This window comes from Alteribacillus sp. YIM 98480 (assembly GCF_009765375.1).
In the GTDB taxonomy this organism is placed as follows: Bacteria; Bacillota; Bacilli; order Bacillales; family Marinococcaceae; genus Alteribacillus.
Genome location: NZ_VTOK01000016.1, coordinates 21,565 through 36,500, shown reverse-complemented (window position 1 = coordinate 36,500; position 14,936 = coordinate 21,565). Strand labels below are relative to the sequence as shown.

Annotated in this window: 11 protein-coding genes and 2 pseudogenes; 6 read left to right on the top strand and 7 right to left on the bottom strand. The window is 39.2% G+C overall.

Annotated elements, in window-relative coordinates; translation table 11 throughout:
- The first annotated feature begins 213 nt into the window (after positions 1–213).
- Together FZF09_RS18190 and FZF09_RS18185 are read left to right on the top strand one after the other, a co-directional pair.
- Positions 214–660, top strand: a complete 447-nt coding sequence (locus tag FZF09_RS18190) for a CHRD domain-containing protein (protein ID WP_233269554.1) — start codon at positions 214–216, stop codon at positions 658–660.
- Between the two features lie 167 nt (positions 661–827).
- Positions 828–1,562, top strand: coding sequence for a DUF899 family protein (locus FZF09_RS18185; protein WP_158738017.1), 735 nt, complete (start codon positions 828–830; stop codon positions 1,560–1,562).
- A 956-nt stretch (positions 1,563–2,518) separates the two neighbouring features.
- Here FZF09_RS18185 and FZF09_RS18180 read toward each other — a convergent pair.
- The 4 genes and pseudogenes from FZF09_RS18180 to FZF09_RS18165 form a co-directional block, all read right to left on the bottom strand.
- A complete protein-coding gene (locus FZF09_RS18180; RefSeq protein ID WP_158738016.1) occupies positions 2,519–2,959 on the bottom strand; it encodes a cell wall hydrolase in 441 nt (146 codons plus the stop codon).
- Between the two features lie 430 nt (positions 2,960–3,389).
- Positions 3,390–3,857, bottom strand: coding sequence for a FixH family protein (locus tag FZF09_RS18175; protein ID WP_233269553.1), 468 nt, complete (start codon positions 3,855–3,857; stop codon positions 3,390–3,392).
- A gap of 26 nt (positions 3,858–3,883) precedes the next feature.
- Positions 3,884–5,265 (bottom strand): annotated as a pseudogene (locus FZF09_RS18170) (PepSY-associated TM helix domain-containing protein).
- A gap of 1 nt (position 5,266) precedes the next feature.
- Positions 5,267–5,755: a nitrous oxide reductase accessory protein NosL gene (locus FZF09_RS18165; RefSeq protein WP_233269560.1), complete on the bottom strand. Its 489-nt coding sequence runs from the start codon at positions 5,753–5,755 to the stop codon at positions 5,267–5,269.
- Positions 5,756–6,039: 284 nt separating this feature from the next.
- On the opposite strand from FZF09_RS18165, the gene FZF09_RS18160 reads away from it, so the two are divergent.
- Positions 6,040–6,504 (top strand): S-layer homology domain-containing protein, encoded by a 465-nt coding sequence (locus tag FZF09_RS18160; protein WP_158738015.1) that lies wholly within the window; start codon positions 6,040–6,042, stop codon positions 6,502–6,504.
- Positions 6,505–6,680: 176 nt separating this feature from the next.
- Here the strand turns inward: FZF09_RS18160 and FZF09_RS18155 are convergent, their stop codons facing one another.
- Positions 6,681–7,754 carry a hypothetical protein gene (locus FZF09_RS18155; RefSeq protein WP_158738014.1) on the bottom strand — a complete coding sequence of 358 codons (1,074 nt, stop codon included), beginning with the start codon at positions 7,752–7,754 and terminating at the stop codon, positions 6,681–6,683.
- Between the two features lie 67 nt (positions 7,755–7,821).
- Positions 7,822–10,851, bottom strand: a complete 3,030-nt coding sequence (locus FZF09_RS18150) for a synaptonemal complex protein 1 (RefSeq protein WP_158738013.1) — start codon at positions 10,849–10,851, stop codon at positions 7,822–7,824.
- A 397-nt stretch (positions 10,852–11,248) separates the two neighbouring features.
- On the opposite strand from FZF09_RS18150, the gene FZF09_RS22870 reads away from it, so the two are divergent.
- The gene (locus FZF09_RS22870; protein ID WP_233269552.1) at positions 11,249–11,428 is read left to right on the top strand and encodes a hypothetical protein; all 180 of its coding nucleotides are present in this window, start codon (positions 11,249–11,251) and stop codon (positions 11,426–11,428) included.
- 1,118 nt (positions 11,429–12,546) lie between these two features.
- Here the strand turns inward: FZF09_RS22870 and FZF09_RS18140 are convergent.
- Entirely contained in the window at positions 12,547–12,936 is a 390-nt protein-coding gene (locus tag FZF09_RS18140) for a hypothetical protein (protein ID WP_158738011.1), read from the bottom strand.
- Between the two features lie 911 nt (positions 12,937–13,847).
- On the opposite strand from FZF09_RS18140, the gene FZF09_RS18135 reads away from it, so the two are divergent.
- Together FZF09_RS18135 and FZF09_RS18130 are read left to right on the top strand one after the other, a co-directional pair.
- Positions 13,848–14,324, top strand: coding sequence for an SRPBCC family protein (locus FZF09_RS18135; protein WP_158738010.1), 477 nt, complete (start codon positions 13,848–13,850; stop codon positions 14,322–14,324).
- A gap of 330 nt (positions 14,325–14,654) precedes the next feature.
- Positions 14,655–14,861: pseudogene (locus tag FZF09_RS18130) on the top strand (nucleotidyltransferase family protein); the annotation flags it as partial.
- Between the last annotated feature and the right edge of the window lie 75 nt (positions 14,862–14,936).

The window sequence follows — 14,936 nt, the reverse complement described above, 5'->3', positions numbered from 1 at the left end:
GAGGGGGGTCTTCCTGATTAACAGTTTGAACTCGAGTATCATAACGTAAGTAAATTCTATGATCAGCTTCGACTTCTGTCCTTAAGATAAAAATAAAACCTCTGTTACTTGAATTTTTTAACCTCTATCATTTGCCTTCTTTTTAGCCCTTCATCCTATTACCTATTCAAAGTTATTTCGATTTACATACCGTATATGAAGGAGGTGAAATTTATGGAGAAATTTATCGCTGAGTTAAGAGGGGAAAACGAAGTACCTCCAGTAAAGACAGATGCTTTTGGATTAGCCAAATTTCTCGCTAATAAGGATTGTACAAAAATTAAATTTGAGCTAGAAGTCAACAATATTAGAAATTTCATTCAAGCGCATATTCACTTTGGAGCCCGCGATGAAAATGGACCGGTTCTCGTCTTTCTTTTTGGGGCAGACCTAGCGACTTTAGAAGATCAAAATGGGATAACCACCCGCCGGGGAGTAGTTACGGGAGTTATTACAGATAAGGATATCGTTCCTAATCGTGCAGGTGTAAAAAATGTCAATGACTTACTAAAACTGATGCGAAAAGAATTGACGTATGTAAATGCTCATACCGAACAAAATCCTGGTGGTGAAATTAGAGGGCAAATTATTCCCCTTCGTAAAAGAGATATATTTTATTAGATTTTGATTTTCCGTAATAGGGCGCATTCCTGTAATAAGGACTGCGTTTTTTTTGTATTTGGGCCATTTAATTGAATAAGAAGGAATTTCGAGAAGTCTTCCGAAGTATGGTTTATGTCGGTAAACTTTGATTGTGTAAGTAAACAATAGGGAGAGGGGATAATTAAATGAATCAAAATTACAACACTTCTGCCCGGCCTCCAGTGGTCGACCGGGTTACCTGGCAGGCCAAACTGGATGAGTTGCGGATCCGAGAGAAGGCCCATACTCGCGAAGGTGACGCAATTGCGGCAGCCCGTCGTCGACTGCCGATGGTCGAGGTGGACTCGACCATCCCGCTGATCGGACCAGATGGCCCGGTCACGCTGCTGGAGACGTTCGAGGGCCGCAATCAGCTGATCGCCTATTTTCACATGTGGCACACCGGCAGGCCTGCCGCGGAGCAGTGCGAGGGCTGCACTTTCTCCACGACCCACATCAACGAACTGTCCTATCTGCACTCGCGGGACGTCAGCTACGCGACTTTCTGTCAAGGGCCGTATGAGGAGAGCTCGCGGTATCGCGACTTCATGGGCTGGACGGTTCCCTGGTACTCGGTGCCCCAGGACGCCGCGGATCAGTTGATCGTTGACCGGCACTTCGGCATCCTGGTCAGTTATCTCCGGGACGGTGACAAGGTCTACGAGACCTACTGGACCACAGGCCGAGGCAACGAACGGATGGCACCGTCGTATGGACTGCTGGATCTGACTGTCTACGGCCGACAGGAGTTCTGGGAGGATTCGCCCGAGGGCTGGCCGAAGCGTTGGGGCTCCAAAGGTGGTCAGTTTCAGATGGACAGCCGCCCGACCGCCCAGTGGTCCCGCCTGGCAGCTGGGCACTCTGACGATCTCGGCACCTAGGCTGCCTTTCTGCAAGGTTACAAAAAAAAGCGGTAACTTAAGGGTTCCTCAGGAATAACTATAAAAATAGGGCATCGTGTGATGAAAGCAGGCTGTTATGTATTTAATCATCGGACGCTTATCCGAAATAAGGAACAGCGTCCTTTTGTCATTTTATGGCCATATTCTGGAACCACTTATTGTATGAATAAGGGTTTGAGATAATTTTTATTAAGTTAGAAGCATTTTATTGAGTGAGGAGATAAAATAATGATAAGAAAGTCTAATTTAATAGCTTGTATATTCTTATCTATTCTTGGCTTATTTAGTTGTGGTTTTTCTGAAAGTTCTGATGACGTGAAGCCTGAAAGGTCGCCCGTTAGCAGTGGCTCTCTTCATAATTATGATACCCAGATGTTATGAATCATTAAAGGAGCATCCTGATTTTCCTGATTAAACCTGAACGAAACAAAAGAAGTTAATACGGGAGAAAGTACATCCACTGTAGCCTATACCGCAAAAACAGAGACCAAATCACACGGGGCTTCAACAACCACCACTGATAATGGAGGAAAAGAATGGTCAGAAGCAAATACAGCAGATTATTGTACAACATTAGAAAAAGTATGGAACACTGAACAGGGCAAAGTGGAGAGTTATTGGAAATATGAATATGATACTCAAAATGATAAAGTGAAACTAATTGAAAGTGAAGATAATGATAATAAAGTTAATTAATTAAATCAGAGTTAAACGAACTGGGTGCTATTGGGAAATAAAGCAGTGGTCATTTATTGATTGTAAGGGCAGTAAGGTTTAATAAGAAGAAAGAAATAGCAAGTGATAATTACAAGATATTTTTTAATGCCTAATGATTTAGGATTGATGGTGGCTAAGGTGTTATATTTTTTATCCTTATGGTATTAATCACTAAGTTTAAGTGAGCTTTTCAACTAAAGGGAGTGTTGGGGTATTTGTTAATATCTATAAGCACTTTCGCATGTATTAGCTTCTGGTTCATAATAACAATGTTGTTTATATTGTCCTGCAAATGGTTGACCGAACCAAGTAGGAGGACATTCACCATATGGATTAAAATACCAAAGAGAATACTTAGAAGGATGTTGTCTCCAATACTTTATAACTTGTCGTGCTAACCTTCTCTCTGCTTCTCTTGCTGGCCTATAAAATAAACTACCTTTTTGTACTGCTTCAAAAGAGTAATTTCCACCTTGAACTTGAAAGATTACATCCTGTATGGACCTTACATCCTCAAAATCTAAACAATCCGCTGTTGCTCGATTTACAACGACATTCCCAACCATAAGCATCCCTAGTCGTCCTTCACCCACGGCTTCTGCTCTCATCATCCTTGCTATTAAATTAACGTCACTTGCGTTGTATGCTACTCTTGCCACTATAATCACCTCTAAAAGAATTGTATGAAAAAATCTTTGAAGAATGTAAGCTTTTTGTAATTTTTATCCGATTGGGCATGTACCAATTTCACAAGATTTATAGCCAAGATAAAGTGGGGCTTTTAGTTGTTCATGCTTATGAAAGGATGTACTTAAAGTAACGGGAACAGTTTGTTGAAGAATAATAAAGAGCTTGGAATGGCCAGTACAGTAGCAAGCGAATGGAAGCGCTGTATCTTACGGTGCGACATTTCTTGTGGAATTTCGAAACACCTTGCTAATAGAATATGTGTTCTTATGTCTGTCAGTTTATCTTGAAAGTGAAAGGACAGAGCTGAGGATCAGTTGAAAGATCTTCAGCTCTGTCCTTATACAAGAGCATATCATCCTTAATAGTCATAATTAGGGAATTCTGTTTGACATATAAAAATTAATGATGAGCTTCCTGATTGTCCTGCTGCTTTTGCAAATTTTCTTGGAGAAACTCTAGTTCATTGCTGGAAAGTTCTCCTACGATAAATAGCTTTTGAGGCATGATGGTCGAACCATCGTTCCCTGCATGGAGTTTGGCATAATATAAACCGTCACTTTTGAAATCCTTTTTTATGATATACACTCCGTTTCTCTTTTTTTCGGTTTCTTCCATATGATAAGAAACCGAACCATCCTGCTTCTCTATCTCCATATGAACAAAGTCAGCATTTTGAACCCTCTCTCCGTCTTGAGTTAGAATAATCTTTATTTCTTCCTGTTTATTAGCCTGAAAGGATTCAGGGATCTTGATTTCTGCCTCTAGCGGTGTTTCTGTTTTATAAAGAGAAGCCGCGTCTTGATTTAGTGAACACCCGGCCAGCACAAGCGAGATAATAAACATGAATGTACAAGTCTTTTTTTTCACTGCAGAGCCACCTTCAACACATTAAATTAGGCATTTAAAAACTTCTTGACGACTGGTATTCTTTGAATAATCAGCCAGTCCACCAGCCATACAACGATTAAAGATACACCGATTAAAGGGAACAAGACTCCCAGTCCGATAATTAGAAGAAGAAAGGCTTTCCTGTTTGCTATAGGTGGTGCCTTTGGTGCGCCTAATGCTTTCTGGGGCTTTCGTTTCCACCATAAGTAAAAGCCGGTGACCGCCACGAGAATAATTCCTAAACAAATGAAAAGGCTGATGAATTGGTTAATGGCACCAAATTGGGTCCCTTTATGAAGCGTGATGCCCCACGCCACGGTTTTTCCTATAATGCCGTAGTGATCATAGCGATAATCCGCTAGAATGGCGCCAGAGTACTGGTCGATATGAATCGTGGCTTCATCCTGAGCTTTCGGCGGAAAAGCGGAGACGTATATACCCCATCCTTCTCATTTGGGATATAAATCGTGTAACTTGGGTGGATGTCCTGGGCATCAGCTATATCTACCACGTCATTGATGGAAAGGGGAGTGAGTCCTTGAATATCGGACACTGGAACATCTAAATTTTCAGCAGCCCAGGGAACATTATCGATATCTTTTGTCTGCACTTCCGATGTAGGAGCACTTCCTGTCCAAACAGAAGGGGGATACCCTTCTCCTGTATTTGTAGCGAAGTTTTGAAAGTTCGTTCCCCAAAGACCTGACCAAGGCAGTCCTGTCATAATTAAGAAAAACATACCGGCTGTAATCCAGAAAGCCGGGACAGCATGCAGGTCTCTTCTGAGAATGCTTTTTCTTTTTGTGTATCTCGGATAAAGAACACCAGCCATTCCTTGTTTCTTCTTTTTGGGAAACCATAAAAAGAAACCTGTTACGATTAACACGATGGCCCAGCAAGCTGCTAATTCAACAATTCTATCACCTGTCGTTCCTGCCATCAGCTCACCGTGAAATTCTTCAATTTTATTCATGATCCGGTCTTCACTCTTCAATGTTCCCATAAACTCTCCAGTATAAGGATTGATAAAGACGGTCATGGATTCAGAATTTGAACTGATCGTTACTTCGCTGGAACGCGAGACATCTTCTCCAGGGCGGTAGGCGGTAACGGCAGCATCGGGGTATAACTCTTTTACTTCTTCAATTTGTTCAGAGGGCGTTACCTTGTCTCCCTCTGGCGTGACCTCATAGTAGTCTTTATAGAGTACTTCCTCGATCTGTGGCTTAAATAAGTAAATAGCTCCTGTAACTGCAAGAATGATAAGAAACGGAGCAAAAATTATCCCCGCATAGAAATGCCAGCGCCACACGCTGTGGTAAAGGGAAGCTTTTTCTGCTTTATTTTTCGAAGACGGATGTGATGGTTCTTTTTTTACTGGTTGCATTTTATTCTCCTCCTGATCTATTACAGGAGCAGCTGTTCCCGCTCATTTTAGCGTTTATGACATGCATAGCTTCTTGAAAGTTGTAGACTTTTCCGCCGAACCCTTTTTGAAATTGCTCCGCCTGATTTCTTGAAGAGAAAACAATCGGCTGGGGTTCACAGCAATTCAAGTCTAAATCGGCGTCTATTAGATAGGTGGCGACTTTCGCGCTGATGGTCTTATTCTTTAGGAAATCCCGGCAGGTAATTTGAACAACTTCATCCTTGATGTTTTGATACCTTAGCAGGGCGCAATGGGCACAGCACGCACTTTCTACCTGCCGATTCTCTTTAATAATCTGCACACCCAATCTTCCAGTTGCTTCCTTTTGGCAATATGGGCAGCCGGCAGGAGGTGCAGTTTCCATTGAAGTCCACAAAGCAATTCCACTGGAGGTCTTCACTATCTTTTTCTGTTGGATTAACGGCTTGAGATCACGGTAAACGGTCATTTCCGACACATTCAGCCGCTTAGGGTAATTCACTTTATATATTCAGACAATACCTTCATGATAAGATTTGTTACAAAAAGTTGAATTGTAACAAAAACGAGATAGATTTACCACATATATTTACCATAGGATATTCATGTTATCTTGACATCGAATTTTCAAGAATAGTCCAGATTTTTGAGCAATTCATTGTATATAAAAAAACTGATCGCAACAAATCCCCATATAAAAAAATGGTGAATTTTGAGACAATAGTAACAAAATACATAAAGTGGGGGAGTAGAATGAAAAGTTGGAAACGGCTCACTTTAAGTGTAGCTGGGGCTGTTGCGATGTTTATGGTAACACCGAAAGCAGAAGCAGCCAATTTTACGGACGTATCTGATGACTTTTGGGCAAAAGATAGTATTGAATATTTAGCAAAAAGAGAAATCATTAACGGATATTCGGATGGGAGTTTTAAACCTAATCAGGACATTACGCGGAGCCAGGCAGCCGCGATGATCGTGAGGGCTTTAGATTTAGATACAAGTGGTCGTCCGCACGCTGATTTTTCCGATGTTTCCGATAACCATCCAAATGACAGAGTAATTAATGCTGTCAGTGATGAAGGAATCATCAGAGCAAGTGGAAAATTATTTTTAATATTGTATTTAGTGTTATTTCGTATTCTTTTTGATCATAAATTGTGGAGGAGGTCCCGCAGCTACAGCACTTCAATCATTAGGTATGCAAACAGGCAGAAATGAGATGTTTATTCTCCCAAGCTCTGCCATACAAATTGGCAACGGAATGGGTATGGAAGATTTCGTATAAACACAATTCGATTTTGATATCACCACATACTACTGTTCAAATTCTTTGACTTGATTATCGACGCATAATCGTCTCTTTTTAAACAAACCCCGGAAATTATGGGGATGTTTTATACGGAACAACTCATTCCTGGTAGATATTCACCATAGTTTCTGCCTTCCGGATCGAAATCAAACCCTAAGTAATTTTTATAAAACTTGAAATGCCGTTTAAATGCGCCTTCTATTTTTAAAAGCGGCAGCCTTCCTTTTTCGTAAATGGAATACGTTCCTAACAATGCTGCATAAGTTTTAACATTGGCATGTTTAGCAATTTGATAAGAGTAACTGTTTTGATTAGCTAAACAGAAGAAAAATTTTATATACTTAAATTCAATTGCAATTTTTTGTTTATCCGGAAATGGAGGAAGATGGCCCTGCAAGTAGTTTTCTAATAGTTTAACTTCTTCCTTCGTAAAGTTAGTAAATACAAAAAGGGTATCATCACCTAAACCATTCTCCCGATACGAAGGATGCTTTTCCATTTTGTGTAAAATTTGATGAATGCTACGGGGAAAGGCACATCCCCATATCCATATATACCCCTTATTATGAAAAGCATTTTGAAAATTTTTTAAGTCTTGGTTTGTCATCGTTGGTGAATTAAAATCTAGATTACCACGCGGATCTTTATCGTCGGGATCACGTAATGATGAGCCGCGATAACTGTGTGTGAAGCTTGGAAGAGACGGATGTAATTGAATGTTTGCTTCCCTGTCATCATAACTGTTAACAAGAATCGGCCCACCCATCCAACCATGGGAAAAGAAGCTCAGCTCAATGAGGGAATGGGGGGAGTTCTTTCCAATATTCTGTACTTTTTGGTATACATCCAATATGGACATCACGTTATCTTGCCCATCTTTAAAACGATAGCTTCCATGGTTCGATGTATAATTTGCTTTGGAAATACGAGCAAATTTATTTTGCACGGTTTTGTTTTGTTTCTTGATGCCTTTATGATAGGTAATTTCATGGGTGGCGATCTCACCGCGAAGAAAATCATAAATATGAAACATCATGGCTTTCTTCGCTTTATTTTGAGCAATTATTCTTTTCATCCGATTGTCACACAATACTCTAAAATCGGAAGTGCCGCCATCAAATTCGTAATCCACTGCAGCTATAAGAATATAGTGGTCCATATCTCTTTGTTCATCCTTTCCCAACTGGCTATCATAATAAATCGAAGGTGGATGGAGTTGATCGTTCTTAGGGTTGATTTTTGTTGTTTGTGATGTTCACCGGTTCTCCTGTTAAAATGTCACGAATCTCTGGAATTTCCTCTAAATTTTGCAGCATGACAAGTGACGTTGGGATGGTAAGTTCCCATGGTTGGGAGTCTTCTGGATAGGGAATTCCTTCTTCTGGTTTATCTAAGTTTTCTGTCATTTCATCAATAATTGGCACATATAATTCGTCATCTCGCAATGGAATGTCATTACCTTCCCAAACTTCACCAAACTGGCAGAAATGAGCAACGGCACGTTCGAATCCTGGTCTGACAGGAAGCTGAACACGCGCTGCTCCTGCCTTTAAAAAAGCGGCAAAATCAGGATCTGGATCGGTAAAATGTAACGCAGAAATCCAGCGGGATTTTCGGCCCCAAAAGTACGGGTATAGTATATACAATAAATTATTCCATTCAAACGCATGCTCCAAAAAACGTATATGGGACCCATTTTCACAAGTTTTTTCTATATCCATAACAGGCTCAGAATAGAATGGCTCAAAGCTGTCCTTGCTAATATTGGAAGATCCAGATAGCATCATGATAACAAGTTTTTTCAGTTCTTCTCGTTCAATCCGTCGATTCTCCAAAGGATTACGTCCAAGTATTTCAACACCCTGCTCAATCGATGCAGCAGCGACTTTTTCTTCATAATCCATCTGCTGCTGTTGGTATGCTTGCATGATGGCATCATACATATCATGCTGCCACTTAGCAAATCCTTCACCAGTCAAGCGGCAATGAACATCAACCGCCAGCGAAAAACTAGATGAGTTATATAGGTGAACAGCGATGGAAACTTCATTTCGTCGTGTATTCAATGTTTTGAACTGGGTTCCCCATTTATCGGATAGATCAAAATTAACTCCTCCTACCATGACCCTAAAATGCTTGCTTTCCCCCTTAATGAAAATGTAATCCCTCATTGCTGTGGCAGCATATGCTTCATAGTCTGGATCAATTTCAATCTTTCCGGAACGTCCGTAATGCGTAAACGTCTCTCCATCCTGTTTGTCAAAATAGCTGACGTGTTTAAAGGCTGATGGGGGTTCGGGAGCATCTGTCACTTGATATTTACTGATGAAATCATGGTAATTGGTTCGCGTTATATTTTCAGGCTTAAGCGGCCTGCCGTAGTAAGTAGGGATTTCCGGCTGCTCTATTTCTAAATCAGTTGGCGGGTTGTCTACTAACGCAAATAAAAAGTAGGCCGCTGGTTCGGGAATGATGAACTCGTACATCATGCGCTGATCATATTTAAAGACTTGGGCATCATAGATTTTGTTCAACCAACGATAAATCCCCCGGATGTGTCCATTGGCTGGAGCAGAGTTATCCACTAAATGTTTATTTGTTTCTTCAATTTCTTCCATTAAACGGCGTTTTTGTTCTTCCAAAATACGTTCCTTGACGTGTTCAGCAGCTTTTTCAGTTACCTCTCGTGAATAGGCGCTAGTTTTACGTTGAGATTCCTCGATGGAGGTGGAATAGCTGGCATTTAGCGAAGAGGAAAATTTTACAGCAGGGCCATAGGAGCCGCTGATTTGCAGTCCTGCTTCCATGTCCATCTCATTTTTAATGGTTTTTTCTGCTTCATTTTGTAATTCATGACGTTCGGTACTTTGTAAATTTCGTTCCGTTTTGGTTTCACGTTCTTCCTCTATTGTCATTGTCTCTTCCTGTACGTGAAGACGACGATGAGACCGCTCTCTGGATTCACCCGCGAGTACATTTTCAACGTGGGCAAATTCGCCAAGTTCATAATTTTTTAAAGTTTGTTTTACTTTTAATAAGTCGCCGATTCCTGCTTTAAATGTACAATGATCTTCAGGAGGGTCAGGAATGGAAGGGTTTTTCTTGCTGGAGGTATGGCCTATTGAATGTCTAAATTTTTCTTTATCTACATAAATTCCGCCGAGTGCAAGTTTAGTTGAAAAAGACATCTCCGATTTGACGAAAGCACCTGTATACGCCATCTCGTCTTCCAATCTTTGGACTGCTTTTACCGGATTAATTCGTTCTACATCTATGTTTCCCTCTTGTAATAGCTTGAAAGTGGGGTCACTAAGTTGTTGAATACCTCGCTTGGAAAGGTAAAAATCTTCGGACCCTTGAAAGTCCATGACAGCATTTTCATCTAATGAAAAAATCTTATTTTCGACGATTTCTTTTTCGTACCATTTCTCTCTATCACTTTCCAATTTTGTAATGGTTTCTTGCAATGACTTGATTTTAGAAATAAGCGCATCGTCTGCCTTTGGAGAATGTATGAATCTTTCATCTATTGGCAGTATAGATAATTCACGATGTGCTATTTCCAAATTTTTCAATTTCTCCCGCAGTTTCTGATTTTCCACTTGGTTATCATTGATATCATTTGTCTCTTCATCAGGTTCTTCTTTCTCATAAGAAGGAGTTGATATTTGCTGCAGGTCGATGCTAGGTGGAAACACGACCGTTACATCGCTTATGAGTCTTTTTAAGGTCAAATCACTTGGAATTTCTTTATTAATATTATTAAGAGCTGCTTGGGTTAATAAATGCATAAGTTTTAACGCCATCATTATCTCATCATTATTCGTGTTATTTTGTTGAACCATACTGTTAGAAAGTAAAGTGTCCATTAAAGAATTATTAGAATGTATAAAAGCTTTTGATTGAATAATATCTTGAGGTTTACTCTGGTAAAGAGCCGTCACTTCTTCCTGAAAATGAATGTCCTTTACCAATTGGTTTCGATTTTTTTCCGACCACAAGAACAAGGGGTGGATGTCAAAATCTAAATCATCCATATGATTCACGTAAGCCGGTGACTTTTTAAATTCTTTTATTCTATCAACTATCTTTTCTTTGCTGACATTATTATTCAACATTTCACTAAGCTGGTTGTACAATTCGGTTATTTCCTGTTCTTTAGAATAAAGAGGATGTTGTTTGCGTTTGTAATCTTGTTTCAATTTTAACTTGGCTGGACGTATAGCCAATAAACGTAAAGTGCTTTCTTGTTTCAAGATACCCCTCCTAAACAAATAGAACAAACTTGGCTGCCTGCCAATCCAACGACAGCAGCCTTAGTATTTTGTGATACTTTGTTCCGTAATACACTTAAACAGACCTAAAGTATTAGAAAATTTGAAACAGTCTAAACTTTAATATACATAAATAAATCATTTCTTGGAATGAAACATTAGTCATGTTTTTGGAGAGTGGGAATGGAACATTTTGTTAAAAATACCTTCCAAAAGATGAGTTATAGTAGGTAGATCACAAGACTTTAGATCTGTATAAATGGTTACTTGGGTATGTTTAACTTTGTTAAGTGAGACATCTATTCTAACTCTATTTGCTCACTATCGTAGTGTCTTTTTTGCCGCGGCGCTTCACCTTCCTCATTCGAAAAGTTTACAGATGATGATTAAATTAACCTTTTTAATACAGCCCTTTCATTTAATTATAGAGAAGAGATCGCTGGTTCAGCCAGGTACGGAATATTATTTATTATTGCTGGAAGGACGTATTGCATTGGAAGTAAAAACGAAGGTGTCCGATGCGTCTAAACAAAAGAATCGAAAAAATGGTTTACAATAAACGTTAATTATAGTAAACCCGACTATATATATTCAGAATAAAGAAGGGGCTGACACTTTTGTTTATAGCAGTGGAAGGCCAGCCCCGATTTAATCACTGATCATTTATCACTAGAAAAAGGTTGTCGGTTTAAACGTCCAGTTAAGCTCGAGCCGCTGTATCTATAATGATTCTTATGCAATAACAGCAGTAGGTTTGCCGGTTGTAAATTATTGTACTTCTTCTCCAAGTTTTGTACTTTGCATTTGCAAAGTCTGCTTCTGTTTCATTAACTGATCGGCGAAAGACGCTTTTTCTTCATTTTTTCCACAAGCGCTGCACCGTAACCCTTTAATGAAAAATGAGTTTGCGATAGAATTAAAGAAAAAGCTGCAGGAAGAGGCAGCGGAATCTGCAGGTTAATAATAATAAGGAAGCGCTCGAAAAACTAGCAGATGTGATGGAAAGTATTCACTCTCTCGCGGAAGTTTATGGGGGAAATATAGAGACGGTAAAAAAATAAGGAAAGTGAAACAGGATGCCCACGGCGATTTTAAAGATAGAATCTATTTAGAAAACGTAATGGAATATGGATGTCCTGACCGAATATAAGATTACTAGAAAGAGAATTGGATTTCTTTACATTTGTAATGAACAATGAAATACTTACACAATAATTCCAGCATTTAAAGATAAGCCCCCAACTCAAACCCACCTATTTACAAATTTCATCTCGTTTTTGTATTCTTCTCAAAGCCAATAAGGTTGCAACCTTTAATGACGTCTCTCAAACAGATAATGAAGTTACTGGGGGACAAAAATAGGGTGTACATTAGAGTGAAGCGGTCATTGAATTCGTTATTTGCTGGAATTACTTCCGTAAGAAATAAAAGAGTGGTGTCCGCTAAATTTTCTGCAGCCTCCATTTGAAGAGACAAGCATGTTTATAACGTCTAAGGATAAAACGTGTGAGATTGGATTATTAAGTAATTGGAATTAAAACGCTGTTTCACTCGTAGGATCGGGGTCTATTGAGCGGAACACAAGAAAGTACTTAGATGTAATAGGACGGAATCTTATAAAGAAAATGATGGGGAGCTGTGGTAACTAAGAGCATTCACATTCATGACGATGCTAAGCTACTTCATTTTCTTGAGTTCAGCTTCCTGCTCAATAGAACGTCTAGAGAGCAGATCAAGAATACGTTCATGCTTTTCTTGATTTAATTCCAATCTGTGAACAATTTCATTTGTCTCTAACACAGCCTGTTTAATTAGGGTCTGCTCCGTTTTTATTACGTCAAGCCGTTGGTTGGTTTGCTGCTGCTCGGTTTCGAAAGTGTGAAGCCGCTGATTGGTTTGCTGCTGCTCGGTTTCGAATGTGTCAAACCGCTGGTTGGTCTGCTGCTGATTTGTTTCAAGAGATGTAAGCCGTTGGTTTGTAAGTTGTTGTTCCGTCTTCATTCCTTTCACTTCAACATTCATTTCTTTCAATTCTTCTAATATCTTCTGTAACATTGTTTCACTCATACTTTTCCCTCCTTCTTCATGCGGTACTGCATTTTTATAATATAGTTTGAATAATGCTCCGTTTGGCTCTTTCATTATACTTTAAAAATATGAAGTATAAAGTGGAAAATCTGGACTTTACAAAAGATTTAACATATAAACGATCGATGCGGACTGATTTCGTTAAACATGAACAATCGGTATTAATATGTCAAAAACGACAAAGATACGGATCGGAATCACTCGAATACTCTTCGTATTTTATCGGTAAGTCATCATTGTATGTGACTCTTGTTTCTTCATAAGGAACATAATCGCCTCGTTCTATCCATTCTAAGATTTTTCCATACGTTTGTTCAATATTTTCACCGTTGTATTGTGTTATTAAATACGTCCTTTCTGGAACATTAACTTGAAGAAGCGGCTGTTCCTCTTGGACTTCATTTACAAAATAATGTACAAATCGATCTGGTCTTAGATCGGGTTACAGCATAATTAAGTTCGCTTTTTTTGCTGGTCATGTTAATAAATTTTGTTCTTTTTAACAGTAATGAGTGTTTTTAATTTGCCGTTTCAACATTCTGTAACATCCATCGTTTTTATTTAACTCTAGCCATTTTTCTAGGATGGTTAACGCTGCTGCTATGGTCAGGGTCCGGCTCTATTTTTAAAAAATTATTTACTAAACATGACAAGCCAATTCGAGTAATTATGTGCTCCTTGCTTTTTTAACAAATTATTTGTAAAAAAGTAGCTGGTTAAGGCCGCCACTCTGTTTGATAGTTGTAGTTTTAAAATAAAGTCGTAGCGTTTTGCCCCTTTGGATATGCTTTTAGCTGAAGGGATTTCCTCTGGTAAAAGTAATATAAGATTAACCGCAATCGGGCCATATGTTAATATTGAAATAAAAATAAAATGTGAGAAGGAAGAATATGAATGAATATGGAAAGTTATATGAAAGAGATGGCCGTTGTGTTTTGCAATTTGAGCGTTTTTTTGCACATGAACCTGAGAGTGTTTTCCATTGCATAACGGATCCCGATTACTTTACCAAGTGGTATCCGTTTGCAACAGGAGAGATGGATCTCAATGAAGGTGGCAAAATTGACTTTGATGATGGAGAAGGAACGAAATATGAAGGAGTGATTACTGCATTCGAACCGCCTGTGGTTTTTGCTTTTCGTGAGGTTGATGATTTGCTGCGAATTGAATTGCAGAACACCCCCGATGGATGCCGAATGACATTTGAGCATACGTTTGATGACTGGTCTTGGGCGGCCGCAACAGCTGCAGGATGGCACCGCTGTCTTGATGCATTGGGTATGATGGTTAACAAGCAGCCTCCTGAATGGCCGGATAATGGAGCTGAGTTAAGGGAATTTTATCGGGAAGCATTTGATTCGAATTAGGTAAATATAATAAAAATAATACTTTAGAGACTATCAAATATATGGTATAGGAATTCAACAAAGGTGCTTATTTCATATAAGGGCGCGATTGCTGAAGAGATGATCCACTAATAAGTAATAAATGTTCAATGAACTGCGGCTCCTCATCCTTGTTATATTTAGGTTAGAGACCAAAAAATGAATATTCAGACAAGTTTTAGAACATGATATAATGAACTCAAGAAGGCATGAAGATTGCGAGGGATGTGTATGTTAGACGATCTTCAAGAAAAACGCGATTTTGTTTTTGAAAATAGCAAGGGAGCATCGCATTAAAAAAATGTAAGAGTATTTGGTTCGGTTGCAAGGTCTGAAGACGGATCTGCGAGTGACATTGATCTGCTAGTGGATTTCGCAGAAGGAAGAAGTTTGTTTGATTTGATACGTTTTAAACAAGAAATGGAAGACTTACTTAAAATAAAGGTTGATGTCGTTACAGAACATTCGATTCACTGGCGTACCAAAGAAGATGTGTTAAATGGAGCCATACAACTATGAAAGATGACTAAGATTCAAGTGGGAATTTGATTTTCATAATAAACCTTTTCGGAGGGACGTCAATGGAAAGCAAAG

Coding starts and splice junctions, on each gene's coding strand:
- FZF09_RS18190 (WP_233269554.1), top strand. CDS start 214: ATGGAGAAATTTATCGCTGAGTTAAGAGGGGAAAACGAAGTACCTCCA.
- FZF09_RS18185 (WP_158738017.1), top strand. CDS start 828: ATGAATCAAAATTACAACACTTCTGCCCGGCCTCCAGTGGTCGACCGG.
- FZF09_RS18165 (WP_233269560.1), bottom strand. CDS start 5,755: ATGACCGTTTACCGTGATCTCAAGCCGTTAATCCAACAGAAAAAGATA.
- FZF09_RS18160 (WP_158738015.1), top strand. CDS start 6,040: ATGAAAAGTTGGAAACGGCTCACTTTAAGTGTAGCTGGGGCTGTTGCG.
- FZF09_RS18155 (WP_158738014.1), bottom strand. CDS start 7,754: ATGGACCACTATATTCTTATAGCTGCAGTGGATTACGAATTTGATGGC.
- FZF09_RS22870 (WP_233269552.1), top strand. CDS start 11,249: ATGATGATTAAATTAACCTTTTTAATACAGCCCTTTCATTTAATTATA.
- FZF09_RS18140 (WP_158738011.1), bottom strand. CDS start 12,936: ATGAGTGAAACAATGTTACAGAAGATATTAGAAGAATTGAAAGAAATG.
- FZF09_RS18135 (WP_158738010.1), top strand. CDS start 13,848: ATGAATGAATATGGAAAGTTATATGAAAGAGATGGCCGTTGTGTTTTG.